General features: G+C 40.4%; 28 protein-coding genes. 13 read left to right on the top strand and 15 right to left on the bottom strand.

The genetic code is table 11. The annotated features are described in order from the left end of the window. Window positions 1-22 precede the first annotated feature (22 nt). Window positions 23-553, bottom strand: coding sequence for a CvpA family protein (locus tag D2V08_RS05465; protein WP_119607058.1), 531 nt, complete (start codon window positions 551-553; stop codon window positions 23-25). Between the two features lie 60 nt (window positions 554-613). Between D2V08_RS05465 and D2V08_RS05460 the strand changes: the two genes are divergently transcribed. Genes D2V08_RS05460 through D2V08_RS05450 form a run of 3 tightly spaced genes read left to right on the top strand, consistent with a single transcriptional unit; the run spans window position 614 to window position 2952 of the window. Next, on the top strand, window positions 614-970 hold the full coding sequence (locus tag D2V08_RS05460) for a hypothetical protein (protein ID WP_119607057.1): 357 nt from the start codon (window positions 614-616) through the stop codon (window positions 968-970). Between the two features lies 1 nt (window position 971). After that, the gene (locus D2V08_RS05455) at window positions 972-1280 is read left to right on the top strand and encodes an antibiotic biosynthesis monooxygenase family protein (RefSeq protein WP_119607056.1); all 309 of its coding nucleotides are present in this window, start codon (window positions 972-974) and stop codon (window positions 1278-1280) included. 4 nt (window positions 1281-1284) lie between these two features. Continuing rightward, window positions 1285-2952, top strand: coding sequence for a glycerol-3-phosphate dehydrogenase/oxidase (locus D2V08_RS05450; protein WP_119607055.1), 1668 nt, complete (start codon window positions 1285-1287; stop codon window positions 2950-2952). On the opposite strand, the gene D2V08_RS05445 is transcribed toward D2V08_RS05450, so the two are convergent. Beyond that, window positions 2949-3950 (bottom strand): NAD(P)H-dependent glycerol-3-phosphate dehydrogenase, encoded by a 1002-nt coding sequence (locus D2V08_RS05445; protein ID WP_119607054.1) that lies wholly within the window; start codon window positions 3948-3950, stop codon window positions 2949-2951. The genes D2V08_RS05450 and D2V08_RS05445 overlap by 4 nt on opposite strands. 124 nt (window positions 3951-4074) lie before the next feature. Here D2V08_RS05445 and D2V08_RS05440 point away from each other — a divergent pair, with 124 nt between their 5' ends. Beyond that, window positions 4075-4995, top strand: coding sequence for a nicotinic acid mononucleotide adenyltransferase (locus D2V08_RS05440; RefSeq protein ID WP_182835493.1), 921 nt, complete (start codon window positions 4075-4077; stop codon window positions 4993-4995). Between the two features lie 96 nt (window positions 4996-5091). Here the strand turns inward: D2V08_RS05440 and D2V08_RS05435 are convergent, their stop codons facing one another. Continuing rightward, window positions 5092-5934, bottom strand: a complete 843-nt coding sequence (locus D2V08_RS05435) for an AraC family transcriptional regulator (RefSeq protein WP_119607052.1) — start codon at window positions 5932-5934, stop codon at window positions 5092-5094. Between the two features lie 138 nt (window positions 5935-6072). Here D2V08_RS05435 and D2V08_RS05430 point away from each other — a divergent pair, with 138 nt between their 5' ends. Beyond that, window positions 6073-7038 (top strand): phytanoyl-CoA dioxygenase family protein, encoded by a 966-nt coding sequence (locus D2V08_RS05430; RefSeq protein ID WP_119607051.1) that lies wholly within the window; start codon window positions 6073-6075, stop codon window positions 7036-7038. Between the two features lie 82 nt (window positions 7039-7120). Beyond that, window positions 7121-8647: a SulP family inorganic anion transporter gene (locus D2V08_RS05425; RefSeq protein ID WP_119607050.1), complete on the top strand. Its 1527-nt coding sequence runs from the start codon at window positions 7121-7123 to the stop codon at window positions 8645-8647. Between the two features lie 11 nt (window positions 8648-8658). On the opposite strand, the gene D2V08_RS05420 is transcribed toward D2V08_RS05425, so the two are convergent. From D2V08_RS05420 to D2V08_RS05390, 7 genes are all read right to left on the bottom strand, one after another. Then, window positions 8659-9255 (bottom strand): DinB family protein, encoded by a 597-nt coding sequence (locus D2V08_RS05420; RefSeq protein ID WP_220473381.1) that lies wholly within the window; start codon window positions 9253-9255, stop codon window positions 8659-8661. A 2-nt stretch (window positions 9256-9257) separates the two neighbouring features. Then, on the bottom strand, window positions 9258-10085 hold the full coding sequence (locus tag D2V08_RS05415) for an META domain-containing protein (RefSeq protein WP_119607049.1): 828 nt from the start codon (window positions 10083-10085) through the stop codon (window positions 9258-9260). Continuing rightward, window positions 10082-10501, bottom strand: coding sequence for an META domain-containing protein (locus D2V08_RS05410; RefSeq protein WP_119607048.1), 420 nt, complete (start codon window positions 10499-10501; stop codon window positions 10082-10084). Before D2V08_RS05410 ends, D2V08_RS05415 begins: the two co-directional genes overlap by 4 nt. A gap of 97 nt (window positions 10502-10598) precedes the next feature. Beyond that, entirely contained in the window at window positions 10599-11306 is a 708-nt protein-coding gene (locus D2V08_RS05405) for a membrane or secreted protein (RefSeq protein WP_119607047.1), read from the bottom strand. 79 nt (window positions 11307-11385) lie between these two features. Next, a complete protein-coding gene (locus D2V08_RS05400; RefSeq protein ID WP_119607046.1) occupies window positions 11386-11865 on the bottom strand; it encodes a c-type cytochrome in 480 nt (159 codons plus the stop codon). 115 nt (window positions 11866-11980) lie between these two features. Then, window positions 11981-12940, bottom strand: coding sequence for a YheT family hydrolase (locus D2V08_RS05395; RefSeq protein WP_119607045.1), 960 nt, complete (start codon window positions 12938-12940; stop codon window positions 11981-11983). A gap of 3 nt (window positions 12941-12943) precedes the next feature. Next, window positions 12944-13921: an NAD(P)H-dependent flavin oxidoreductase gene (locus D2V08_RS05390; RefSeq protein ID WP_119607044.1), complete on the bottom strand. Its 978-nt coding sequence runs from the start codon at window positions 13919-13921 to the stop codon at window positions 12944-12946. A 117-nt stretch (window positions 13922-14038) separates the two neighbouring features. On the opposite strand from D2V08_RS05390, the gene D2V08_RS05385 reads away from it, so the two are divergent. Then, window positions 14039-14521, top strand: a complete 483-nt coding sequence (locus D2V08_RS05385) for an acyl-CoA thioesterase (RefSeq protein WP_119607043.1) — start codon at window positions 14039-14041, stop codon at window positions 14519-14521. Between the two features lie 9 nt (window positions 14522-14530). Here the strand turns inward: D2V08_RS05385 and D2V08_RS05380 are convergent, their stop codons facing one another. The 3 genes from D2V08_RS05380 to D2V08_RS05370 all read right to left on the bottom strand — a co-directional run bounded on the left by D2V08_RS05380 (window position 14531) and on the right by D2V08_RS05370 (window position 16540). Then, a complete protein-coding gene (locus tag D2V08_RS05380) occupies window positions 14531-15067 on the bottom strand; it encodes an SMI1/KNR4 family protein (RefSeq protein WP_262696704.1) in 537 nt (178 codons plus the stop codon). 229 nt (window positions 15068-15296) lie between these two features. Then, window positions 15297-16190, bottom strand: a complete 894-nt coding sequence (locus D2V08_RS05375; protein ID WP_119607041.1) for a DMT family transporter — start codon at window positions 16188-16190, stop codon at window positions 15297-15299. Further along, window positions 16187-16540 (bottom strand): arsenate reductase family protein, encoded by a 354-nt coding sequence (locus D2V08_RS05370; RefSeq protein WP_119607040.1) that lies wholly within the window; start codon window positions 16538-16540, stop codon window positions 16187-16189. The genes D2V08_RS05375 and D2V08_RS05370 overlap by 4 nt, the downstream gene beginning before the upstream one ends. A 173-nt stretch (window positions 16541-16713) precedes the next feature. On the opposite strand from D2V08_RS05370, the gene D2V08_RS05365 reads away from it, so the two are divergent. Further along, window positions 16714-17178 carry a DinB family protein gene (locus D2V08_RS05365; protein ID WP_119607039.1) on the top strand — a complete coding sequence of 155 codons (465 nt, stop codon included), beginning with the start codon at window positions 16714-16716 and terminating at the stop codon, window positions 17176-17178. A 143-nt stretch (window positions 17179-17321) separates the two neighbouring features. Then, window positions 17322-17873, top strand: coding sequence for a conjugal transfer protein TraO (locus D2V08_RS05360; RefSeq protein ID WP_119607038.1), 552 nt, complete (start codon window positions 17322-17324; stop codon window positions 17871-17873). A 9-nt stretch (window positions 17874-17882) separates the two neighbouring features. Here D2V08_RS05360 and D2V08_RS05355 read toward each other — a convergent pair whose 3' ends face one another. Then, on the bottom strand, window positions 17883-18623 hold the full coding sequence (locus D2V08_RS05355; RefSeq protein ID WP_119607712.1) for a DUF3298 and DUF4163 domain-containing protein: 741 nt from the start codon (window positions 18621-18623) through the stop codon (window positions 17883-17885). Between the two features lie 75 nt (window positions 18624-18698). Between D2V08_RS05355 and D2V08_RS05350 the strand changes: the two genes are divergently transcribed. The 4 genes from D2V08_RS05350 to D2V08_RS05335 all read left to right on the top strand — a co-directional run bounded on the left by D2V08_RS05350 (window position 18699) and on the right by D2V08_RS05335 (window position 24565). Beyond that, the gene (locus D2V08_RS05350) at window positions 18699-19853 is read left to right on the top strand and encodes a cystathionine gamma-synthase (protein ID WP_119607037.1); all 1155 of its coding nucleotides are present in this window, start codon (window positions 18699-18701) and stop codon (window positions 19851-19853) included. Between the two features lie 128 nt (window positions 19854-19981). Next, window positions 19982-21334, top strand: a complete 1353-nt coding sequence (gdhA, locus tag D2V08_RS05345; RefSeq protein ID WP_182835492.1) for an NADP-specific glutamate dehydrogenase — start codon at window positions 19982-19984, stop codon at window positions 21332-21334. 88 nt (window positions 21335-21422) lie between these two features. Continuing rightward, complete coding sequence (recO, locus tag D2V08_RS05340; RefSeq protein ID WP_119607036.1) at window positions 21423-22142, top strand: DNA repair protein RecO; 720 nt, start codon at window positions 21423-21425, stop codon at window positions 22140-22142. A 2-nt stretch (window positions 22143-22144) separates the two neighbouring features. Beyond that, a complete protein-coding gene (locus D2V08_RS05335; RefSeq protein WP_119607035.1) occupies window positions 22145-24565 on the top strand; it encodes a TonB-dependent receptor in 2421 nt (806 codons plus the stop codon). Between the two features lie 69 nt (window positions 24566-24634). Here the strand turns inward: D2V08_RS05335 and D2V08_RS05330 are convergent, their stop codons facing one another. After that, window positions 24635-24895 (bottom strand): hypothetical protein, encoded by a 261-nt coding sequence (locus D2V08_RS05330; protein WP_119607034.1) that lies wholly within the window; start codon window positions 24893-24895, stop codon window positions 24635-24637. Window positions 24896-24954: the final 59 nt, after the last annotated feature.

Raw genomic sequence — 24954 nt, 5'->3', positions numbered from 1 at the left:
TTTATCGGAAAAAGTGCACCGTTTATATGATTTCTTCCTTTGCCTCGACTTTCTCATTAGGGGAGTTTTCCTCATCATCGAAAACATAGGAAAAAACCAGTGCGCCCAATTCTTTGATAGGCTCATAGAAAACGGATTCCTCTTTGGTTTCCTCATTGATAAGTCCTAGGGGAGAGGCAAGCCTTTCGAAGAAAATAAGGAAAGCACCTAAGATAACGGCAACTTTTAGGGCACCGAAAATACCCCCAGCGATTTTGTTCAATAGTCCGAGCATTGCGAAATCAGCAATCTTGGTCAGGAATTTGCCAGCCAAGTTCACCACTATTATAATGGCAAAAAACGTAATCAAAAATGCAGTAATTTTTAAGTATTGGTCGCTCCAGTCAAAGCGCTCGGCGAGGTAGTCGCCCGTGATGTACGAAAAATGGATTGCACCGTAAATTCCTGCAATAAGGGCAATCAAAGAGGCCAATTCCACAAAAAGGCCATTTTTGAGACCTTTGTAAAGGCCCCAAACCAATAGAATTCCGATGATTATATCCAAAAAGCTCATACGTGGGTTTTAACAAATATAGAATATTGATTTGTACCTTTGGTACTCATATCAAAACACATGTCAAGAGACGAACAATTAAAGGAACGATGGGACTATCTGGTTCAGAAACTGTCTGCACAATTTTCTGATGGTGACCCGTTGGAATTGGATGGAATTGTTTATTTGGTAGGAGTTCAGGAATTGGGCAATTTTCATCGTAAGTTCAAAAAGGACGAGAAGGTCAATTTAATGCATATTGCGATTTGCAGGCTTTTGGAACCGTATGGCTACTACGATTTTGATTTTTTCGACGATGATGGATGGCCTCATTATAAAATAAAAGAACAGTTACCACCATTAAAGGCAGGGGAACAATCCGTTTTAATGAAGGAAGCCTTGGTCAATTACTTTATGGAGAAGGAATACATCACCTAAAATGGAGCTAAAAAAACCGTACTACGCCGTAATTTTTACCAATCTTAGAACTTCTGGTGATGATGGTTATGCAAAAATGGCCGAAGAAATGGAAGAATTGGCCCGTAAACAGCCTGGTTTTCTAGATTTTGAAAGCGCCCGTGACGGTCTAGGAATTTCTATCAGTTATTGGGAGAGTTTGGAGGCAATTGCTAACTGGAAAGCCCAGATAGATCATAAAGAAGCCCAAAAGAAAGGAATCCAAAAATGGTACTCTTGGTATAAAGTTAGAGTGTGCCGAGTAGAACGGGAATACGAATTCAACAAATAGACTCATGAGCGAGAACATTGCTTTTTCAAACGTAAACAGAAAAGAAAACCTGCAAAAAGTTGCCAAGGAGGTGTATGACCTTGTGGTAATCGGAGGGGGAATCACGGGAGCAGGTATAGCTTTGGATGCCTCTTCTCGCGGCATGAAGGTTTTGTTGCTAGAAAAAGGTGATTTTGCCTCGGGCACCAGTAGCAAGTCCACCAAGCTCATACACGGTGGACTCCGTTATTTAAAGCAATTCGATTTTTGGTTGGTGAAGGAAGTGGGTTCGGAAAGAGCCATCGTACACAAATTGGCTCCCCATTTGGTTCTTCCTGAAAAGATGTTGCTTCCGTTGATTGAGGGCGGTTCTTATGGAAAATGGCTAACCTCTATCGGCTTGAAGGTGTACGATATTCTGGCACAAGTTTCTGGGGATGATAAACGACAGATGTTGGAGAAAAAAGAGGCCATGAAACTGGAGCCCCTTTTGCCCAAAAAGATTTTGAACGGCGCCGGCTATTATGCGGAGTACCGAACCGATGATGCCCGACTCACTTTGGAAAATTTAAAGACCAGTCTTCAATTTGGCACACAGATATTCAATTATACCAAGGTCACCGATTTTATCTATGAGGATGAGCAAGTAGCAGGCGTAAAATTCACTGATGAAGTCTTTGGAGATGAATACAGTGTTTCATCAAAATATGTAATTAATGCCGCTGGGCCTTGGGTGGATGAACTCAGAAGTGTAAACCAGTCCAAAAAAGGCAAGCGATTACATTTGACCAAAGGAGTACATTTGGTATTTCCAAAGGAAAAACTTCCCGTAAAACAGTCCGTTTATTTTGATATCCCTGATGGACGGATGATGTTCGCCATTCCACGTGGTAAGGTAACCTACATCGGCACCACCGATACCAATTTTAATTTGGACAAGGACCATGTGAGCACCGATATCGCCGATGCCATTTATTTGGTATCCGCGGTGAATAATATGTTTCCGGATATTGAATTGGAGTTGGACGACATTATTTCCTCATGGGCGGGCTTGCGACCTCTGATTCACGAAGAAGGAAAATCGGCCTCCGAATTGTCACGAAAAGATGAAATCTTCACTTCTGATACAGGTTTGGTGAGCATTGCGGGAGGGAAGCTCACGGGATACCGAAAAATGGCCGAGCGAACAGTAAATCGTATCGCTAAAAAGATGGAGGAAGACCACGATTTGGAACTGGAGCCTTGCACTACGGATAAAATCCCACTTTGTGGAAACGACTTTAAAAAGTTTAAGCATGTAAAAAAATACATTGGCAAGGTACAAGAGCAACTACAAGATGATGGATTTGCTAAATACGATGCTTGGTACTTGGTGACCACTTATGGGAAACAAACCGAATCCATTTTAGAGTTGTATGCCAAAATCAAAGGCGACAAATCCAAGGAAAGAATGATCAGGGCCGAGGTGCAATTTGCCATAGCGCACGAAATGGCTCTGAATCCATTGGATTTTTTAATTAGAAGAACGGGCCGACTTTATTTTGATATTGACAGCGTTCGAAAATACAAGGAACCTGTTTTTGAAGAATTCCAGAAGGCGTACAACTATTCAGCAGAAGAAATGGAGGCCTTTTCCAAGGAATTGGATGCGCAATTGAAGGAGCATTCCGATTTTTCATTGGAGCGGGATTAATCCAGCTTCTCCGTCAACTTCTCAAAAACCTTTTTAGGGTTCTTGTTTTTATAGAGCACTTGGTACACCGCATTAATAATGGGTGTTTTGGACTTCTTTTGTAATTTGTCCATAAGGTCATGGGCACTTTTGGTGGCGTAATATCCTTCGGCTACCATGTTCATTTCCATCATGGCACTTTTTACGGTGTAGCCCTTACCTATCATATTCCCGAACATGCGGTTTCGACTAAAAACGGAGTAGCCTGTCACCAATAAGTCGCCCAAATAGGCCGATGCGTTGATGTTACGCTTCATTTTGTACACGCGGTCAATAAAACGTTTCATCTCTCGTATGGCATTGCTCATCAATACACTTTGGAAATTATCCCCATAGCCGAGTCCGTGTGCAATACCCGCAGCAATGGCATAAATGTTTTTTAGCATGGCAGCGTATTCGGTACCGATAATGTCATCCGATATTTTGGTTCGGATATAGTCACTTTTTAAATGCTTGGCCACCATTTTGGCCTTGTTCGCATCCGCGCAGGCAATGGTAAGGTAAGATAGTCGCTCCAAGGCGACCTCTTCCGCATGACAGGGACCAGTTAAAACCCCAATGTTCTCAAAAGGAATATCATATTTCTCATTAAAATGCTCCCCAACGATCAATCCACTTTCCGGAACAATCCCCTTAATGGCCGAAAAAATGATTTTATCTTTAAGCGAAACCGTCAAATTCTGAAGTTCCCGATCCAAAAAAGCGGATGGGATGGCAAAAATGAGCACATCGGACGCTTCCACCACTTCATTGATATCATGGCTCATGGCAAGCTGGTTTACATCAAACTCTACTGAACTCAAATAGTTGGGATTGTGCCATTCCTTTTTAATGTGCCGAATCGCGGAATCGCTTCGCATGTACCAGTTTACTTGGTCCAAATTTTCGGTCAACATTTTAACAATGGCCGTTCCCCAACTTCCACCTCCAAATACTCCAAACGTAAGTTTGTCTTTCATGCATCCAAATTAGGGTGTAAATCTAAAAAATAAATTCATCAGCCTGTTTTATATTGATTATCAAATAGTTAAAAAATTTGGCACAGTGCTTGGTTTATGTAGGGAGAACTTTAAAACCTCGATTATGAAAAATAGAAAACTACTCTTTGGAATTTTGTTCTTAGGTCTATTGGCCAGTTCTTGCTATACCGAGGTTATTGTGGAAGATGATTTCATAGAAGAATCACCAATCAATACCGCTTTGGTTTTGGAATCGCACGACCTTTGGTACGTGGATGTCAATGAAACCCGTGGAAATGGCGAAGTACCATTTTTACAACGAGCATTTACCATTTCTTTTGATAGAGGAATTGTTTACGCAAACAACAACCTTTCAGGATTGGGAAAAACAGGCAACGGATTGGGAATTGATGTAGGCGCTTACTCCACTTATAGCGGACAAGTTGAAATAGATCACGATTTGGACGGTCTTTGGTTGATGGAAGTATTTGCCTTGGATAACAATACATTGGAATTGTACGACCCACGTTCGGATACATCCTATGTTTTGGAGGGTTATCAAAGAAACAACTTCGATTATGATATGGTGTTCTACGACAACATCCATTACTTTTTACAAGAATACCAAGTTTGGGAAAAAACCTATACCAGTGAGGTGGGTGCATTGAACGAGTTTGATGAGGAAAACTATCTACAGTTTTTTGATGCCGGAAGTGGGTATTTTAGGTCGTCTGTGGATGCAACGAGCATTCCACTTAACAATATACAATGGGATTATGAGGGTGATTACGAAGTGTACGATGTAGCCAATGATGCTACGTTGAAAACTTTAACACTCGATTATGACTTCTTGGGCAATGATTATTTTGAGTTGTACGTTATCAATGATAGTACCATAGAGTTGTACCACGTATCCAGCGGAACGGTTTATGAATTTAAGGGAAGGGGATACATTCAATATTTAAAATCAAGTGACGGAACAGGTAAAAAACGTTCAAAAACCAAGAACCCTGTAATGGACGTTACCCGTCAACGAAATATGTAAGGAAGAACAATTTTGTTCGACTATACAAACAGTTTTTTTGGTTGGTTATTTAGTTAAGAAGCGCCCTGGGTACATTTGCTCGGGGCGGTTCTTTTTTTATTGGTTTCTCTTTTTGTAATCCGAAGGATTTTCGCCACTAATCTTTTTAAAGGTCCGATTAAAATAGGACAAGCTCTCAAAGCCACACTCGTAACAAGTCTCGCCAATGTTCCTGCCTGTCAATAGCAATCGTTTGGCTTGGGTAATGCGATATTGGTTCAAGAAATTGGTAAATGTGCTCCCCGTATTCTTCTTGAAATACCTGCAAAAAGCCTCTTTCCCTAGATTGATGGATGCTGCAATATCGTCCAAAGCTATTTTCTTGGAATAGTTCTCATCGATATAAGAGTAGACCTTCTGTAAACGTTCCTGTTGCTTGTTGGCCTTGTCGTTTACGATTGGGTTGGTGTGCAAGAGTTCAAACTCATCACTCTTGGCCAAAAGTTTGAGCAATCGTAAAATTTTAAGGAACTGTTCAAATCGATTCATTCCTTGTAACTGCTTCATAATGGTTCCAACCGTTTCTTTGGTTTCACCATAAAAAGCGATTCCGTGCTGCGATTTGTCCAATAACTCAAACACATCTTCCAGTTCCTCGATTTCGGTAAAAACTTTCTCTTTAAAAGAAGAACTTATGTGCAAAACCTCTTTGTGATATTCTGTTTTGATTCCATGATCAAAATTCAAATGGGGAATGTTGGAACCAATCAGAACCAGGTCACTCCCTTTAAAATTGGAAATATGCCTGCCTACGTGGCGCTTACCATTGGCACCTTCGATGTAGACCAGTTCAAATTCGGGATGAAAGTGCCAAAAAAAGAGATCGTTCAACTTGGGATTGTGCAATAAGTGAAAAGAACTCTTATCATTTGGTTGTATGTTTTCCAGTTGAATTTTCATTGTATTGCTTAAATATTTTTAAAAATACTGATTAAAAGTCAATATAGTTCAAATATTGGTCAACACTAGGGTGGAATGCACTTTGATGCTCCCATAGTTTTGGGGTATAGATTATTCAACTAAAAAAACAGAAATAGAATGCAACAAAAAGTAGAAATGGCCAATAAGGCCCATGAAGCGATACCTGGAAACCCCTCCACTGCAACTAGCAGTAAAACAAAACTTAACGATAGGTCCAATGGTAAACCTTTAAGAGTGCTGTCCGAAGAAGATTGGGCATTTTGGATAGAGAATGGATACACTGTAATAAAAAATGCCGTTCCAAAGGAACAAGCGAAAGCGACTGCAGATTTTTTATGGGAGTTTGATGAAAAGGACCCGAACGACCCAGAAACTTGGTATGCTCCTGCCCGTGCAGAAATGAAAATGAAAGAACTTACGGGAACAGGAATGGTAGAAGTATACAACCACCAGCATTTGTGGAACAACAGACAGACCAAAAAAGTGTACGATGCCTTTGTGGACATTTGGGGGACCGAAAAACTTTGGGTGACCATCGATCGCGCCAACTTAAATATGCCGCAACGCCCAGGAGAGAACAAAAAAGGATTTATTCATTGGGATTACGATCCTGAGACAAAACCTCAAAATGTACAGGGGGTGTTGGCCTTGGCCGATCAAACCGATGAAAACATGGGAGGGTTTCAATGTATTCCATGGTTATATCGCAATTATGATACATGGAAATTGAACCAACCCGAAGACCGCGACCATTTTCAGCCCGATGTTACAGGATTAGAGGACAAAATCGTGAAGGTGAAATTAGAAGCTGGTGATCTTTTGATTTTCAACAGTACCCAGCCGCATGGTATTCGTCCAAATAAATCTGGGGACAAGGTGCGGATTGCACAATACATTTCCATGATGCCCGCCGAAGAGGATAATAAAGATATGCGAGAATGGAGGATCAATTCATGGAAAAATAGGATTGCTCCCGAAGGCTATGCATTTCCGGGAGATCCAAGAAAATGGGAACAGACCAAATACGAAACCGCAAAATTAAGTCCACTTGGCGAAAAGTTATTGGGGTTATCTAACTGGTAGATTATCAAATCCTTAAAAATTTCCAGTCGATTAGGGTCTTGCATTTAATAATACTATTTTTGCCCGCTTCAAGAAAGAAGCCATGAAAAAGTATCTCAACCTTTTTGATTTTTCACAAAAAGTAAACTATCGCACAGAAATTTTATCGGGCTTAACCGTGGCACTAGCCTTGGTGCCCGAAGCTATTGCATTTGCCTTTATTGCAGGTTTGTCTCCCCTAACTGGTTTGTATGCCGCTTTTGTTATGGGTTTGGTTACCTCAATTTTGGGAGGTAGACCGGGAATGATTTCTGGCGCCACTGGTGCCGTAGCTGTTGTGATTGTTAGTTTGGCCCAGCAGTATGGAGTGGAATATGTTTTTGCAACGGTAATTCTTGCAGGAATTATGCAGATGCTGGCCGGTTTTCTTCGACTTGGCAAATTGATGCGTTTGGTACCGCACCCCGTAATATTTGGCTTTGTGAACGGTTTGGCGGTAATTATTTTTATGTCGCAGATGAGCCAGTTTCAAACTGTGGATGGTGAATGGTTGAGTGGAAGTACTTTGTATATTTTCTTGGGATTGGTGCTGTTGACCATGGTAGTGATATGGGGGCTCCCTAAATTGACCAAAGTGGTTCCGGCATCTTTGGCCGCCATTCTATTGGTGTTTGGTATTGTGTTTTTCTTTGGATTGGATACCCGAACTATTGGAGATATTGCTTCCATTCAAGGAACATTTCCTCCTTTTCACATTCCTGATCTTCCATTTACTTGGGAAACTTTACAAATTATATTTCCCTTCGCCGCAATAATGGCGGGTGTTGGTTTGATTGAAAGTTTGTTGACCTTGAACATTGTGGATGAAATCACAGAAACTCGTGGTAGGGGCAACAAAGAAGCTGTTGCACAAGGGACAGCCAATATTCTCTCTGGACTTTTCTCTGGAATGGGCGGTTGCGCCATGATCGGACAAAGTTTAATAAACACTTCGAATGGAGCGAGAGCAAGACTTTCTGGAATTTTTGCCGCATTGATGCTTTTGGTATTCATTATGTTTGGTTCTGGTCTGATTGAAAAAGTACCGATGGCTGCACTTACTGGGCTTATGATCATGGTCGCTTTGGGAACCTTCGAATGGGCGAGTTTAAAAACCTTCCGCAGAATGCCAAAATCCGATGTTTTGGTGATGGTGCTCGTTACTTTAGTAACGGTTTTCCTTCATAATTTGGCCTTGGCCGTTTTGGTAGGGGTTATTATTTCTGCCTTGGTATTTGCATGGGACAATGCAAAACGTATCCGTGCCAGAAAAAGCATTGATGATGAAGGGGTAAAACATTATGAGATCTATGGTCCTTTGTTTTTCGGCAGTACTACCATGTTTGCAGAAAAGTTTGATGTGTTGAACGACCCAGAAGACGTGGTTATCGACTTTGCAGAAAGCAGATTGGTAGATATGTCTGCCATTGAGGCTGTAAACAAAATTACCGAGCGTTACCGAAAAGTGGGCAAAAAAGTACACCTGAAGCATTTAAGCCGCGACTGTAGGCGATTGTTATCGAATGCGGATGATATTATCGAGGTAAACGTTTTGGAAGACCCTACCTATAAGGTTGTGGTGGACAATTAAAAGGGACTTGTTTAATCTCTTGTCTTACCCAAAAATACATTTACATTCGGATTCTGTGGGTTTCCGCTTGCACGGCGCATCAATACAATTTGGCCCGTATGATGAATGCAATCTGAAATCATACCATTGATCATGTTCCAATATGGAAACTCTGATGTTCTGTCTCCTTGTTTAAAAACCACTTTAAAACCTTCCATTTCTTGGGAGCTTTTGCCCAAGATTTTTAGGGTCGCGGCCTTTATGTTTTGCAATGTTAGGGCACGGAGTTCTTCGTAAGAATATTTTGGGGGATTCTTGGGTATTTCATACGGCTTCGCATCTGGGGCCAATAAAATATTGTTGGACATCACATGGATATGTTCCAAAGTTTCCAAGATGGTTCGTCCATCTTCCGAAGGTTTGTACTTCAAGTCTTTTTCGGTCAATCCTTCTGTTGCCCAGTAGTACCGATACCCTAAACCATCAATCATTCTGGATACTAAATTGCCCGAGGAATAATCGGAGGGATAGGCAGGTATTTCTTTATAAGGGAGGTCCATTTCTTGTGCTTGAATTTGGTGGTGCATTATTAAAATAAAAAAGATGAATAAAAAGGATAGTTTTTTCATAATCAATCTATTTTTTTAAATACTAGAAGATTTTCTTCAGACCCATTGGAGAGGTAAAGCCGGTTGTTTTCAACTTCATATGTTGTACTACTCTGTAGTGCGGTCAAGAACTCGGATTCTTTTTCCATATTTGGGCATGCCATTCGTGTAGATGCCACTTGGGTAAATCGCAGCACATCTTTTTCGTAAAAAAGACTCCCTGTCATTCGATTGCAGCCCGAGAACCAAGAAAATTTATTGTTATTGATGTTGACTTCCATATTGGGAACATCTGTTCCGTTGAAATCTTCTTTGGATACGGTTGCACCTTTCATTTCCTCCAATACCCAGATATCATGTAGCCTATAATCGGTAATATAAGAACCACAGCCCTCGAAAACTTGGGTTTCGTCACCACCTGTAGATTTATAGGAAATAGTCACCGTATAAGGTGAAATTTGGCCCGACATGGCATTGGTACATTCCTTATGTGCGATAATAATGTCTAACAAAGTGGCCTCGGTTTGGATTCGATACATGGCAATGTTGGAATCCTGAGCTTTAATGGGTTCCGTAGGAGGTGTTTGTATAGTGTCCTCCATGGTCTGAAGCTCAACTTTGTTGTCGTAGATTTTGAGTCCCCAAAACGGTTCTGTACCCGTTGCTTTAAAATAACTGCCGTCAATTTCCATGGCAATCGGCTCCAGTTTCCTTACTTTTTCTTCCACTTGAACGGTATCTGTTATTGACTCTTCTTCCATTGCCTCTGGTTCAGAAGATTCTTGTTTTTTCTTTTCTACGCAACCGAAAAACAAAAAAAAGGCACAGCTTAGGATGAGTATATTTTTCATGGCTCCACTTTTTTGAATCGCATCATAGGTATTTCTCCAATCAATAGATTGAGTTTGCCATCTTCTAGAGCATAGCCGTCAATTTTCTTCATCATTTCCAAGAATTGGCGCTCGCTTCCACCACAGAACATCATGGTTGTTGGTCCAGGTTCTCCAAAAGAAATGGAATTGCCTTCCAGTTTATAATCTGCCGTGTATCCATTACAGCTATCTGTTCCAAATACTTCACCGGATTCTTTGTTGAAGGCAATTTGTGGTTTTTTATTGGGGAATAGACCTTCAAAAGCAATACGGGGACCAGAAATATATTCCAGTTCCCATGTTGGGCCGTACAATGCTTCTTCGTTTGATTTATTGCTGTTACAAGATTCAGCTAAAAGAATAGCCAAGAAAAACAGCATGACTGAGGTTTTCATTCTACAGAAATTAATGGTTAATGTGTCAGTAAAATACTAAAAAAATTGATGGAGTCCCCAATCAATTAGGTTGTTAAATCAATAAACAATATTGTTTCTATTGAGTTCTTTTGCTCCACACCTCGTAAATTGGTTTGCCCTTACTGCTTAATCCCGAGTGATGCCAATCGCCATCCTTTAACTCATAATTGAACTCTAAACTTGCACCTACTCTCGAATCATCGCGGGAAAAGAAACCTATGTTTTCGGTGTATTTGCCATCAATTGTGGTATAGGTTCCCCCACCGGTACCCATAAACTCCTTAGTTTCTATATTATAGGCAATCCATTGAAATCTGGTTCCGGACAATATTTTCATGGTTTTTCTAGGTCCCGAAGTATCTCGCTGTACAATTTTACCGTCTCGTTTTCTGCCAGATATCAGCCATGCTCCGAAAAGGTCACCTGGGGTTCCATCATCCATTTGGACCCATGTCATTTCGCCTAATTCAAGGATGTCATTTTTAATGCGGTACGACTTGGATTTAGTCTCCCCGACCAATTCAGGGTTTTGGGTAGAAAATTCGTATAAGAAGTCGATCGTTTCACCATTTAATGTGTAACTGCCTCCATTGGTTCCCACAAAATTTCCGTTGGCCTTTTCAAAAATAGCTTCGGAAAAGAAACCTTTTGTAAATGTATGGGTATGTTCCACTTGGATTCCTTCATCGTTGGATTCTATGGTGGTCCATGCGCCATATAAATCTTGTGCATGTACAAGAGGAGCGAATAGTAAACAAAGAGCTGATAATATTATTTTTTCCATTACCTAAATTTCTATTAAGATAAAAAAAGCTGCTGTTTTATTGCAAAACAGCAGCTCTCTAATATAATGGGTTGGTTTGTTAGAGTGTTCTCAAATACTCAGCAACATCTCTGGCCTCGTCCTCGGTCAAATTTTGGTTAAGCATTATTGCATTGTTGTATTCTTTCAATAAAGCTTTGGCAATTGGGTCTTCTTTTAGCATCCCATCAGGATTCAGGATCATGTTCATTACCCATTCTGGACTTCTTCTATCATAAACTCCTTTTAATGCAGGACCGATCATTCGTTGGTCTATCATATGGCATGCAACACAAATGGCATCAAATTTAGCTTTGCCGCGTGCAGCCATTTCATCATTGATATCAGCAGGAAAATCCACACTGGTTATGGGTCCCACACCTTTGTTGTCCAAATCAACGGGAACACCTTCTTTGGCTTGCGCTTTGTTATCTTCAGTTTTGGTGCGGCTCACCTCAAAACCATCTTTCTTTTCTTCTTTTTTTCCACCGCAACTTGCTATCAAGGCACCTAAAGCCAAGACCATTACAATTTTTTTCATTCTGATTCTATTGAAGTTTGTATGTGTAAATGTAGGCACTAAGATAGGTAATTAGGGACTAATAATTGGAGTGTATTTTGTTTTGTACCTCACAATAAGCCCGTCAGCACTTTATTTAAATGGAATCAAAAAAATCCAAAGCCCTCTTTTCCGTATAGGTGATATTGTTCTTGCCCCAAAAACCTACATGTCCACCATAGCTGGGGGTTTCCAGGTATAGTTTAACATTGTTATCGGTTTCTTTTACAGGATAACATTCAGGGCCTAAAAAGGAATCATCCTTAGCATTAATGATTAAACTGGGCACATTGATACTTGGTAAAAATTGTAAGGAGCTGGACTTTTCGTAGTAGTCTAAAGCGTCCTTAAAATTGTGTGCCTTGCTGGTATAAATGTCATCAAAATCCTTGAGCGTCTTGATTTTTTTGATGTCGTTATCGCTGATTTTTTCAGGAAATAGCTGTTGTTTTTTCTTTAGCTTGCCCAATAAATTTCCTTTAAACCGAATGGCATACATCATGTTCTTTGTACTGAGCAGTTGTTTACAGGAATCGTGAAGGTTACATGGTACGGATACGGCAACGGCGCCCTTCAGTTCTTTTGGAACATCGTTTCCTTCACCTAAATATTTGAGCAATAAATTTCCGCCCAGACTAAATCCTTTCAAGTGGATTTCGGAATAATTTCTAGTGTTTAGGATATGATTTAGCACTTCGATTAAATCTTCAGTCGCTCCAGAATGATAAGAACGGTACATTATGTTGGGTTCGCCACTGCATCCACGGTAATTTACGGCACAGGCATCGTATCCATTTTGGTTGAGAATTTTGGCGCTTCCGGTTATGTATGGGCGTTGGGCATCTCCCTCTAACCCATGCAGTAGAACTACTAATTTTTTGGTCGGATTTTGTGAATCGCTCCAATCCAGATCTAAAAAATCCCCATCGGAAAGATTTAGCCGTTCCCTTTTTTGAACCACACCGTTCACCGAACGGATAATGCCCGAATAAATCGTGGCAAAATGACCATTTCTGAAAAGAAAGGGAGGGGTATAGTTGGAATTGACTAGGGGCATCGGTTATTCCTTTGGATAGGTTTTTAAAAGATTGGCCTGCTCTTCTATGGCTATTTTAAATTCACCTTTTAGGTTATTGACCAGATTTGATACTGGCAGCACATTGTCTATGGTGGTTACTCCTTGACCGGCGGACCAAATTGTTTTCCATGCTTTGGCTTCGGTATCGAGTTCCTTGCCGAAATCTATTTTTCTACCCTTTTTTAAATCTTCTTCAGAAATTCCCGCTGCATTTAGACTTGCAGCCAAGAAGTTAGCGGGAACTCCCGAAATAGCCGCTGTATAAATTACATCACCGGCTCCGGCATCCATAATCATTTTACGATATTCTTCCGTGGCCTTGCTTTCTTCCGTGTTGATAAAACGGGTGCCCATGTAAGCTAGGTCTGCTCCCATTTGTAGGGCAGAAGCAACATCTCTTCCAGTACTGATGCATCCCGAAAGGAGTATCGTTTTGTTGAAGAATTTTTTCACTTCGGCCACCAAACTCATCGGGTTTATGGTACCTCCGTGTCCCCCTGCTCCAGCAGATACTAAAATAAGTCCATCTACCCCAGCTTCGGCTGCTTTTTCGGCATGCCGCTTTTTGATGATGTCGTGGAACACCAATCCTCCGTAACTATGAATGGCGTCTACTACTTGGCTCACAGCACCTAAAGAAGTAATGACAAGAGGTACTTTGTGTTTCACGCAAAGCTTTACATCCGCTTCTAATCGAGGGTTGGTAGGGTGAACTACCAAGTTTACACCAAAAGGAGCTGCTTTTTTACCGGTTTCCTCTTCAAAAGCTTTTAGCTCGGATTTTATTTGAATGAGCCATTCTTCGAAACCCTCGCTGGTACGTTGGTTTAGGGCAGGAAAGGTTCCTACAATTCCATTTTTGCAACATTCCACTACCAGTTTTGGCCCCGAAATCAAGAACATGGGGGCAGCAATGACAGGAAGTGATAGATTTTTGATGAATTCAGCTTTTTGGCTCATGGGTTTCGTATTAAACTAAGTTTAAAAATAGGAACAATTCTTCATCCTTATTGGAATCAGTTATCAAAACTATGGTATTTTTACAATTATTATGCATGCATAACAAAATAACCCACTATGTTTTTTAAAGAATTTGAGATTAGATGGAGCGATATCGACGCTAATCGACACTTGGCGAATTCCGCCTATATTAACTTTATGAGCCATACTCGAATGGCCTACCTGGGGCTGCTTGGCTTTAATCATAAAAGTATGGCAGCAAACAACATTGGTCCAGTGGTATTCTATGAGCACGTATATTATTTTAAAGAAGCATTTCCCGGCAGACCGGTAAAAGTTTCATTGGAATTTGTTGGAATGAGCGAAGACGGAAGGTTTTTTGAGTTCAGACACAACTTTTACGATCACAATGGCAAAAATTTTGCGCGTTGTGAAATGATGGGCGCCTGGATTGATTTGAAAGAAAGGAAATTAACGGGATTGCCCAAACAATTCCTGGAAGCGTTTGAATCCATGGAAAAATCGGAGGATTTTAAAATTTTGACCAAAGCCGATACTAGAAAGCATATTCAAGTTCCGAAGGATATGGAGGTTATGTAAGCTAGATTTTCATTTTTTTGGATAGCCGACCCAGCTCGGGGAAGTTGTTATCAATTTCCCCGAGATAATTTCATCGAGCCAACGTTCGTACCAATCCAAAAAGTTTTGGTCTTTTGAAAATTGCGGAGATGATAGCTCCCCTCTGTCCAAGTTCACGACCATACCTCTATAAGGCCCATTCAAAACAAGGGCGTGGATAAAAGAACACCCTTGTGAACCAAGCGGCAATATTCCACCATAAAGTGTACCGTTCAATTCTTCATAATCTTCATCTGAAATGTCTTCCTCGTAAAAAGGGTTCGTCAATTCATCCCATTGTGTTTCCGTAATATGCGGATGTAGTGTGCACTCCTTTTTTAAATGCTTCTCAACATTGTTGTGAATTAAGTCATCCAAATTTTCACCAAAAGGATAAATTCCAAAGAATGGTCCGTCCCCGGAGTTTAGGTATGACCTTCCACCGCTTCCAATATGTAATAAAAAGGATTTATAACATTCAGGTAGTTGGACTCCATAATAATGTTCGAAAGCGTCAATCTGCGAAATACTTATTGGACTATTTGTTTCGTATTTGTGACTGCCAGCTCAAAAAACTTTAAAAAGATCATCTTTCACCTTTGCTTGGAGCAGCTTGTTTTTAATGCAATGGATTTGCGGGGTATAATCTGTCATAGTGTTCCTTTAAAAGCGAAAACTACGTAATCAAAGCTTGAAAAAACAGGATGAATTGATGGATGGGCCTTACCTTTTGACGTAGGCACACTTTTAAACGATATTAAGAACCTTGTTTAGGCTTTTTACTTGCCAAATACACACCTACCAACACGAAGGTCATTGCCGCTACTTTAACCAGGGTAAGCTCATCTTTTCCGGAAAGAAGGGCAAAAAGAATGCCTACCAAAGGCTGCATATATACAAAAGCCCCTACAGAAGACGCTTTTAGCTGCGTTAGCGCAAAAATGTTGAACAAATAAGTCAAAAATGTGGTGCCGATAACCACAAAAGCAACCGAACCGTATGCCCAGAGAGGCATGGTTGACCATTGAATTTCGAAAACATCTGGGAGTGTTAAGGGAAGATTTATAATGATCCCAATGGTAAAAAGCCATTTCATTAAAGTAAAGGGATGGTACTTTTCAATGAGTTTTTTTACCACAACCAGATAGGCGCCATAGGATGTTGCATTAATTATAAACAAAAAGTTTCCCAAAGGTATATTGGGGGCATCTTGGCGGACTTCTGCACCAAATAGGATGAGTCCTACCGCTCCTACAAATCCCATAAAAATTCCTAATCCCTTGTTCAGGGTAATTTTTTCACTTAAAAATAAAGCTGAAATAACCACTACAATAATAGGTATAATGGTTACCAAAACCGCGCTATTGATTGGCGTGGAAAGTTGTAGGCCCTTAAAAAAGGAGAGCATATTTATGGACATTCCCAACAGTGCGCAAACCAATATTCTGCCCCAATCCCGCTTTTCAATTTTTTCTTTGGGTCCAAAAAAGGAAATCAACCAAAATAGAAGGGCAGCTCCCACCACTCTTAAAAATATAAACCCAAAGGGTTTAACATGTCCGGGCATTACTCCTTTGGCCACAGTATGGTTTATACCGTAAATAACGGTGGCACCGATGGCAGCCAATATAGCCAGGGTTCTTTTACTCATGAATGCAAGGCTTCCTTAGCGGCATCCACTGTTTTTTTGGAATTGCCAACAAAAATCTGGTCATCCACTATAAATACGGGTCTTTTTAAAAAGGTATAGTGCTCTAGAATCAAATCCTTATAGTCAATCTCGGAAAGGTTTTTTTCGTGAAGTCCCCTTTGTCTAAAAAGCATGGCTCTTCTGCTAAAAAGTGATTCGTAGCTTCCGCTCAATGCTGCCATTTGCTCCAATTGTTCTGGTGTTATGGCTTCGGATTTTATTTCTTGAAGTTCCGCGCCATCCAACGGTTCCAGTTCCTTGAGGATACGTTTGCAGGTGGAACAACTGCCCAAATGGTATATTTTTTTCATGATTATAGTGTTGGATGGACAAAGGAAATCAAAAAATCATCAAATTACATTACGAACACATAAATTCAACAGCTTTTAGGGGAGGTGTTTGTTTTTGTTAATTGATTTAAGCCATACTGAGGAGTGCTTTTTCAGATATTAAGGCTAGTTTTACATCAACCAATTGCTATCTTATGGAAAAGACATTTGACATTCTTCTCAAGAATAGAAAAATATTGCACAATTTTTTGCAGGACATGCCTAAAGAGGATTTGTTCAAAGTCCCTGAAGGATTCAACAATAATATTTGGTGGAACATTGCGCACGTAGTAGTAACTCCCCAATTGTTGATGTATAAATTGAGTGGTCTTGATTTCACCATTGAGGAAGAGTTGATCAACAAATACAAAAAAGGCACTTTTCCGGATGGTGAACCATCAAAGAAAGAACAGGAAAAAATATCAGCCTATCTATTCAGTACAGTAAAGCATATTCAACTGGATTATGAACATGGCAAGTTCAAGAATTTTCAAGAATATATGACTTCACCAAAAATAGGGCTGAACAGTGCAGAGGACGCACTTGCATTCAATGTGTTCCACGAAGGGCTTCACCTAGGAGCTATACTGGCCTTGAAAAAAGCGTTGGCACAAGCCTAGGAGTTACTTCACCTAAAGTACCGATTGATTTTGTAGGTTGGAATTCTATTCTGTTTCAATCAAAATGATTCTGATTGAATTTAACTTATTGAAAATCAGTTATATTTGTTTGCCAGAAGTTAAGAACCCAAATCTTAATCAAAATGAAACACTACCATTTTCTCTATGGGCTGTTGCTATTGGCCTTAACCCTCCAAGTACAAAAAAGTTTTTCACAACGCAGCAATTTTTCTGTGGGCGCTGTGCCCAGTTATAAAACGGATGGGTATGGTATACAGCTCAACATAAATCATTACCATAGTACCACAGATTATATGCAAGTATCTTTGGCAGCTGCTTTTTCAAAAGAAAAACCCAATTCGGGTGTGGAATTTCCGTATGAGGATTACTTGTTCAACCTAGGATATTTCACCACTATTTTAACCTCTCCCAAACGAGGTATTTCCTTTTATTTTGGAGGGGGTCCGTCTGTAGGGTACAAGTACATTAATGACGGAGGAACTGAGTTTGCTTTTGATGCCTTGGAGGCTGAAAGTAGTTTTATCTATGGGGGATACGCCTCTTTTGAAATGGATTTCTTTATTTCGGATGCCTTTTCCTTGATAATTCCCATTAACGGATATTACCACTTTAATAGTGACCTTAACGATTCTACCCTCTTACTGGGTGCGGGGCTTCGGTATTGCCTAAAATAGAGGCATCTCTTAATTTTTCACCTTTCGTTTTAGGTAAAGATTGATTTCGGTATAAGGCAAAATCAGAACAATGGGGCCATCGGCATAGGATGCCACTTCGTACTGATTGTAGATTAGCTTGATGCCCTCTTTGGTATACCCAATGTTGTTCGGTAAGTGAAAGGAATCCCCCTCGAACATAAAACCCGTAGCATTGATGTTGACATCTTGTGGGATTTTTTCCTGAATTCGGAACTTGGTTTCGGCAAAATCCTCAAAACCATCCAAATCATCAAAAAGTTCCCAGTTTTCCAGTTCTGTACCTTTACTTTTATCAAAATTTAAAAAAGAAGTGGAAGCATAACCGTGGGCACCTCCAGTAAAAGAGTATGAATTCATTACGAATGTAATAATGTTCTCATCCTCATAAACGACTTCGCCATCTATCTTGGCCTCCCATTGCACTTCGTCCGGGAATTTAACCTTCAACTCTTTATAGCTATCGGTAAAGGATTGTAGAGCCTTGTCTGCACTATCAATGGTTTTGTCTTCTGTAAAAGATAAAATACTAATGATTTCCTCCTGAAGCGATCGGTTTATAACTTCGGAAACCGGAGAATCGTCCAAAGCACTAAGAATATTGATTTCTATTATAGGGCAACCATCACAGTCTTCTCCTTGTAATTGCAAGGGTTCAAAAGTAAGTTTGCTTTCTGTTTGGCAACTTATCAAGAAACACAAAAAAAGGATGGGACCAAGGTGCTTTTTCATGGATTGAGGTTTTGGGGTCATCAAAAATAATACTTCGGAAAGATAACGATACATTTGTATGAAGATAGTTTCAACATGGGCAAAAAAGAGTTAAAATTCAATAGTAAAGCTATTCACGGTGGCCAACAACCCGATACCGCTTATGGAGCTGTGATGCCACCCATATATCAAACTTCCACTTATGCACAGCCCACTCCGGGCGGACACAAGGGATATGAATATTCCAGGGGAGCAAACCCAACAAGAACTGCCTTGGAAAATGCAGTGGCCAGTTTGGAAAACGGCAACTTTGGGATGGCTTTTGGTAGTGGAATGGCCGCCATTGATGCTGTTATGAAATTGTTGGGTCCAGAAGATGAGGTGATTTGCACAAGTGATTTGTATGGAGGCAGCTACCGCCTTTTTAAAGGGGTATTTGAAAAATACGGAATCAAGTTTTTGTTTTCTGACATGGTGAACATGGAAGAATTGGCAATGAAAATCAACCAAAACACCAAATTGGTGTGGGTAGAAACGCCTACCAACCCCATGATGAACATTATAGATATTGAAGAAGTATCAAGAATCACGAAAGAGCATAAGGTGCTTTTAGCGGTAGACAATACCTTCGCAACACCATATCTACAGCAACCGTTGGAACTAGGTGCTGATATTGTAATGCATTCCGCCACTAAATACTTGGGAGGACATAGCGATGTAATAGTGGGAGCCTTGGCGGTAAAGGATGAAAAATTGGCCGAACAACTTTATTTTATTCAAAAATCGAGTGGAGGAATCAGTGGACCTATGGACAGTTTTTTAACGCTACGCGGCATAAAAACACTCCACGTGCGTATGCAAAGGCATTGCGAAAATGGAGAATCCATTGCCAAATATTTGGAGAATCATCCTAAAATCGATACCGTATATTGGCCAGGGTTTGAAAATCACCCCAACCATGATGTGGCTAAAAAGCAAATGAACGGCTTTGGAAGCATGATTTCCTTTGTGCCCAAAGGCGGGAACTACGAGAATGCTATTAAAATTGTGGAAAAACTTCAACTATTTACCCTTGCCGAATCTTTGGGTGGTGTTGAAAGTTTGGCGGGACATCCAGCGAGCATGTCGCACGGGAGTATTCCTAAAGAAGAAAGAGAAAAAAATGGTATTGTTGATGCCTTGATCAGGCTAAGTGTAGGCATAGAGGACGTGGAAGATTTGATTGCCGATTTGGAGCAAGCCCTTAATTAAGATTTTTTGAAAAATTTATAAAAAATAAACGTTCAAATTATTGAAATAATATAATTTTGCCCTCAAATTCATAATTCAATAAAAAAACACTTTTCGCAAGTGGAAGGACAATTAATTTTAACCCATATATGGAAGAAAAAATAGAAGATAAAATAAAAGTGTTTATGAACGAGGTGATTGACAGAAATGGTCATGAGCCTGAATTCATACAAGCAGTACAAGAGGTAGCGGAAACCGTGATACCTTATATTGTACAGCACGACATTTATCACGGTAAAAACATTCTTTTAAGAATGGTAGAGCCAGAACGATTGATTTCATTCCGAGTGGCATGGATAGATGATGATGGGGAAATCCATGTAAACCGAGGTTACCGTGTGCAAATGAACTCTGCCATAGGACCGTACAAAGGAGGTCTTCGTTTTCACCCGACCGTAAACGCCAGTGTACTTAAATTTTTGGCTTTTGAACAAGTATTTAAAAATAGTTTGACAACGCTGCCTATGGGTGGTGGTAAAGGTGGTTCCGATTTTGACCCAAAAGGCAAATCCGACGACGAGATCATGCGTTTTTGCCATGCTTTTATGACAGAGCTTTGTAGGCACATTGGACCTTACACCGACATTCCAGCAGGGGATATTGGTGTTGGTGCCCGTGAAATTGGTTTCTTGTTTGGGATGTACAAAAAGATTCGAAATGAGTTCTCCGGTGTATTGACCGGTAAAGGACTTTCTTGGGGAGGTTCTTTGATACGTCCAGAAGCAACCGGTTATGGTACCGTTTACTTTGCAGATAGCATGCTAAAGACCATAAATGAGACTTTTGAAGGTAAAAAAGTGGTGATTTCAGGTTCTGGTAACGTGGCCCAATACGCAGCAGAAAAGGTATTACATCTTGGGGGTAAAGTATTGACGCTTTCTGATTCCGGTGGATTCATATATGATAAGGACGGTATCGATAAAGAAAAACTGGCCTTTGTGATGGATTTGAAAAACAACAAACGTGGAAGAATCTCCGAATATGCGGATAAATACCCATCAGCGGAATACCATAAAGGAGAAACTCCATGGAAAGTTGCCTGTGATATAGCATTGCCATGCGCTACCCAAAACGAATTGGACGGTGACGATGCTGCTACATTGATTAAAAATGGATGTATTGCCGTGGCAGAAGGAGCAAACATGCCTTCTACTCCAGAAGCAATTCATGCATTCCACGATGCCAAGATTTTGTTCGCACCGGGTAAAGCTTCAAACGCAGGAGGAGTTGCTACTTCAGGATTGGAGATGAGCCAGAACTCACTTCGTATTAGCTGGACCAGGGAAGAGGTGGACAAACGATTGAAAGGAATCATGTCCGATATCCACGATTCTTGTGTGGAATATGGGGATGAAGACGGCTATTGTAACTATGTAAAAGGAGCCAATATTGCTGGCTTTGTTAAGGTCGCAGACGCCATGCTGGCCCAGGGGGTGATATAATATAAACCATCTAGAATGGTTTTTGGTTAGCAGTTACCAAGAGGAGTGATTACTTTTACACTTTTGGTAACTGCTTTTTTATTAGCCCATGCAAATCACAACAAAGGCCATAGTTCTCTCTTCCATAAAATATGGGGACACCAGTCTTATTGTTAGGGCTTTCACACAATCAGATGGTTTAAAATCGTATTTGCTTAAAGGAGTGCTGTCCTCAAAAAAAGCAAAAGTCAGGCCCGCTTACTTTCTCCCACTTATGCAGCTGGAGATTGTGGCCAATCACAAAAACAAGGGAACTTTGGAGAGTATCCAGGACGTTAAGGTCGCTATGCCCTACCAAACCATGCATACCGATGTTGTAAAAAATAGCGTGGTCCTTTTTTTAGCCGAAATGTTGGGCAACAGTATTCAAGAACAGGAGCAGGACGAAGGTCTTTTTAATTATTTGGAATATGCTTTTCAATGGATGGATGTGCATAAGCTCTCACCGAATTTCCATATTCTTTTTTTGCTCAATCTTACCAAGTATTTAGGCTTCTATCCGGACACTTCTTTTAAGAACTTGCCATTTTTTGATCTTTTAGAAGGGAGTTTTTGCAAAACACCAACACTTAACCCGTTGATTCAGAATGAAAATCTAGATAATTTTAGAGAATTTTTGGGCACGGATTTTGAGGCATTAGAAACGATACAACTAACTAAGTCTAACAGGCGAGAACTCTTAAAAACGGTAATTCAGTATTTCCGATTCCATGTGCATGGATTTCGCGAACCAAAGTCCCTCGCAGTATTAAATGCAGTATTTACTTAAAAATGCAAAACCTAAAACCAACCTTAACCCTAATTTTTCTAATCTTTACCCTCATATTTTATGCTCAGGAAGTAACCGTTTTAGATGCCGACACAGGAATACCTGTAGACAACATCGCGATTTATAACAAAGATCAGTCTAAAAGCACACTAACAGATGCCAATGGTAAAAGTGAGCTTGACATTTTTTCATCTAACGAGAGAATTACCTTCAAACATATCAGTTACGAAACCTACACCACAACAAAAGATCAAATTGCCCGAAGGGGAAATCGCGTTTATCTACATTTAAAAACAGAAGAGCTTCAAGAAGTGGTGATGTCTATATCTAAATGGGAACAACAGAAAAAGCATATTCCCCAAAAAATTGAAACCTTTGATGCCCGTAGCATTGCCTTTACCGCTCCGCAAACTTCTGCAGACCTTTTGCAGAACAGCGGGAAAGTCTTCGTGCAAAAGAGTCAATTGGGTGGAGGAAGTCCTATGATCAGAGGGTTCGCCACCAATCGTATTTTGTTGTCCGTAGATGGGGTTCGAATGAACAATGCCATATTTCGGGGAGGAAACCTTCAAAATGTGATATCGGTAGACCCGTTCACCATCAAAAAAACAGAGGTGACTTTTGGTCCCGGGTCAGTAATCTATGGGAGTGATGCCATTGGTGGAGTTATGAACTTCTACACGCAAAATCCTCATTTTTCCTATGCGGATAGCCTTGCTTTTTCTGGGAATGTGAATTACAGATATGCATCCGCCAACAATGAAAACACAGCGCATGTAGATTTTAATTTCGGAAAACAAAATTGGGCGTCTTACACAAGTTTTACCTACAACAATTTTGATGATTTGAAGATGGGTGAGCATGGTCCCGAATCCTATTTACGAAACAATTATGTGATCCGTGAGAATGGAACCGATGTCTTGGTACAAAATAATGACCCCAAAAAACAAGTAAGTACAGGTTATGGTCAGGTTAATTTCCTTCAAAAGTTTACTTACAAGCCCAACAATACATGGAACTACAATTTGGGACTGTATTATTCCGAAACCTCCGATTATCCTAGATATGATAGATTGATCAGACCAAGTAGAGACGGTGATGGACTTCGTTCTGCAGAATGGTACTATGGACCGCAAAAATGGTTCATGGGAAACTTTCAAGTCACCCAAAAAGGGAAAAACAAATTTTACGATGGGGTTAAATTGACCACGGCCTACCAGTTTTTTGAAGAAAGTAGACACGATAGAGGGTTTCAGGATATGGAATTATACTCAACCCGCGAAAAGGTGGATGCCTTATCCGTTAACTTGGATTTTGAGAATAAAAAAATAGGTGATCTGCACTTGTATTATGGAGCTGAATATGTGTTCAACAAGGTGGATTCCAAAGGGAGTATGCGAAATATTGAAACGGATGAGGTTGAAGAAACAGCTTCCAGATATCCTGATGGTGCCACTTGGCAAACCATGGCAGGTTATATTAATGGCGAGTATCAATTAAAACCCAATCTTTCCCTATTGTCCGGTATTCGCTATAGCCAAGTGTGGGTGGATGCCATATTTGAGACCACTTATCACCCCTTTCCTTTTGATGAAGCGGATATTGTCACGGGTGCGCTTACAGGAAGTTTGGGACTCAGTTGGTTTCCGAGGTCTGATTTGCAAGTGACCTTAAACGGTTCTACGGGTTTTAGAGCACCTAATATTGATGATATTGGAAAAATATTTGATTCTGAACCAGGTTCCGTAGTAGTGCCCAATCCCGATTTGGAACCTGAATATGCTTACAATGGTGAGTTGGGTCTTAGAAAAAACTTCAATAATGTTGTGGTACTAAAAAGTGCTGCTTATTACACCTATTTGGTAGATGCCTTGGTACGAAGGGATTTCTCTTTCGGTGGGCAAACAGAAATCGAATACAACGGGGAACCAAGTAATGTACAGGCGATTCAGAATGCGGCTAAAGCCTATGTGTATGGCTTTGAATTTGGCTTAAATGCATATTTTGGAGAACACTTTTCCTTAAATTCAAATCTAACTTTAACAGAAGGAATTGAGGAGGATGATGACGGAACGGATAGTCCATCGCGTCACGCTGCACCCACCTTTGGTGATGTGCATTTGATTTGGGAGAACCATAAACTTAAAGCAGATATATTTGTCAACTACAACGGAGAGGTTAGCAACGATGATTTGGCGCTTTCTGAACAGGGCAAAACCTATATGTATGCCAGTGATGCCAACGGGAACCCTTATTCACCATCTTGGTACACCTTGAATTTTAGGTCACAATATCAAATTACCAATACCTTAAAGGCATCTGTGAGTTTGGAGAATATGACTAACCAGCGTTATCGAATGTATTCTTCGGGCATAGTTGCCCCAGGAACTAATTTAGTTTTGGGTGTAGGATACGCATTTTAAAAAACAGAGGCTCGGAATTTTCCGAGCCTTCTTTTTCTTGACATATTTTGCTATGACCTAGTTCTGGGACTATATGCTATCTATAGCTTTTTTAGCGGCTTCTTTCATGTCTTCGCCAGCTTTTTCTGCAGCGTCTATGGCTTCTTCGCCAGCTTTTTCCATAGCTTCGGCGGCATTTTCTGCAGCCTTTTCTAAATCTTCACCTGCCTCTTCCAAGCTTTTGGCAGCTTCTTCAGCGGCTTCTTCAGTCTTGTCTTTGGTATCCCTACAAGATGTCATAACGTTCATTGACAAAGTCAATACCATTGCGGCAATCAGTACTCTTTTCATAGTTAAAATGGCTAAGTGTTAATAATGTAGTAAGATAGTTAAATTAATATAAAGGGTAG

This window comes from Flagellimonas lutimaris (assembly GCF_003581615.1).
GTDB classification, from domain to species: Bacteria; Bacteroidota; Bacteroidia; order Flavobacteriales; family Flavobacteriaceae; genus Flagellimonas; species Flagellimonas lutimaris.
Note: the sequence above shows the minus strand (reverse complement) of the source record. Positions and strands in the feature narration are given on the sequence as shown.

Coding starts and splice junctions, on each gene's coding strand:
- D2V08_RS05420 (WP_220473381.1), bottom strand. CDS start 9,255: ATGAAAAAACTATCCTTTTTATTCATCTTTTTTATTTTAATAATGCAC.
- gdhA (WP_182835492.1), top strand. CDS start 19,982: ATGGAAGAAAAAATAGAAGATAAAATAAAAGTGTTTATGAACGAGGTG.
- recO (WP_119607036.1), top strand. CDS start 21,423: ATGCAAATCACAACAAAGGCCATAGTTCTCTCTTCCATAAAATATGGG.
- D2V08_RS05435 (WP_119607052.1), bottom strand. CDS start 5,934: ATGAAAATTCAACTGGAAAACATACAACCAAATGATAAGAGTTCTTTT.
- D2V08_RS05415 (WP_119607049.1), bottom strand. CDS start 10,085: ATGAAAAATATACTCATCCTAAGCTGTGCCTTTTTTTTGTTTTTCGGT.
- D2V08_RS05455 (WP_119607056.1), top strand. CDS start 972: ATGGAGCTAAAAAAACCGTACTACGCCGTAATTTTTACCAATCTTAGA.
- D2V08_RS05440 (WP_182835493.1), top strand. CDS start 4,075: ATGAAAAATAGAAAACTACTCTTTGGAATTTTGTTCTTAGGTCTATTG.
- D2V08_RS05330 (WP_119607034.1), bottom strand. CDS start 24,895: ATGAAAAGAGTACTGATTGCCGCAATGGTATTGACTTTGTCAATGAAC.
- D2V08_RS05400 (WP_119607046.1), bottom strand. CDS start 11,865: ATGAAAAAAATTGTAATGGTCTTGGCTTTAGGTGCCTTGATAGCAAGT.
- D2V08_RS05385 (WP_119607043.1), top strand. CDS start 14,039: ATGTTTTTTAAAGAATTTGAGATTAGATGGAGCGATATCGACGCTAAT.
- D2V08_RS05410 (WP_119607048.1), bottom strand. CDS start 10,501: ATGAAAACCTCAGTCATGCTGTTTTTCTTGGCTATTCTTTTAGCTGAA.
- D2V08_RS05395 (WP_119607045.1), bottom strand. CDS start 12,940: ATGCCCCTAGTCAATTCCAACTATACCCCTCCCTTTCTTTTCAGAAAT.
- D2V08_RS05445 (WP_119607054.1), bottom strand. CDS start 3,950: ATGAAAGACAAACTTACGTTTGGAGTATTTGGAGGTGGAAGTTGGGGA.
- D2V08_RS05425 (WP_119607050.1), top strand. CDS start 7,121: ATGAAAAAGTATCTCAACCTTTTTGATTTTTCACAAAAAGTAAACTAT.
- D2V08_RS05460 (WP_119607057.1), top strand. CDS start 614: ATGTCAAGAGACGAACAATTAAAGGAACGATGGGACTATCTGGTTCAG.
- D2V08_RS05375 (WP_119607041.1), bottom strand. CDS start 16,190: ATGAGTAAAAGAACCCTGGCTATATTGGCTGCCATCGGTGCCACCGTT.
- D2V08_RS05430 (WP_119607051.1), top strand. CDS start 6,073: ATGCAACAAAAAGTAGAAATGGCCAATAAGGCCCATGAAGCGATACCT.
- D2V08_RS05450 (WP_119607055.1), top strand. CDS start 1,285: ATGAGCGAGAACATTGCTTTTTCAAACGTAAACAGAAAAGAAAACCTG.
- D2V08_RS05360 (WP_119607038.1), top strand. CDS start 17,322: ATGAAACACTACCATTTTCTCTATGGGCTGTTGCTATTGGCCTTAACC.
- D2V08_RS05365 (WP_119607039.1), top strand. CDS start 16,714: ATGGAAAAGACATTTGACATTCTTCTCAAGAATAGAAAAATATTGCAC.
- D2V08_RS05390 (WP_119607044.1), bottom strand. CDS start 13,921: ATGAGCCAAAAAGCTGAATTCATCAAAAATCTATCACTTCCTGTCATT.
- D2V08_RS05335 (WP_119607035.1), top strand. CDS start 22,145: ATGCAAAACCTAAAACCAACCTTAACCCTAATTTTTCTAATCTTTACC.
- D2V08_RS05370 (WP_119607040.1), bottom strand. CDS start 16,540: ATGAAAAAAATATACCATTTGGGCAGTTGTTCCACCTGCAAACGTATC.
- D2V08_RS05350 (WP_119607037.1), top strand. CDS start 18,699: ATGGGCAAAAAAGAGTTAAAATTCAATAGTAAAGCTATTCACGGTGGC.
- D2V08_RS05355 (WP_119607712.1), bottom strand. CDS start 18,623: ATGAAAAAGCACCTTGGTCCCATCCTTTTTTTGTGTTTCTTGATAAGT.
- D2V08_RS05405 (WP_119607047.1), bottom strand. CDS start 11,306: ATGGAAAAAATAATATTATCAGCTCTTTGTTTACTATTCGCTCCTCTT.
- D2V08_RS05465 (WP_119607058.1), bottom strand. CDS start 553: ATGAGCTTTTTGGATATAATCATCGGAATTCTATTGGTTTGGGGCCTT.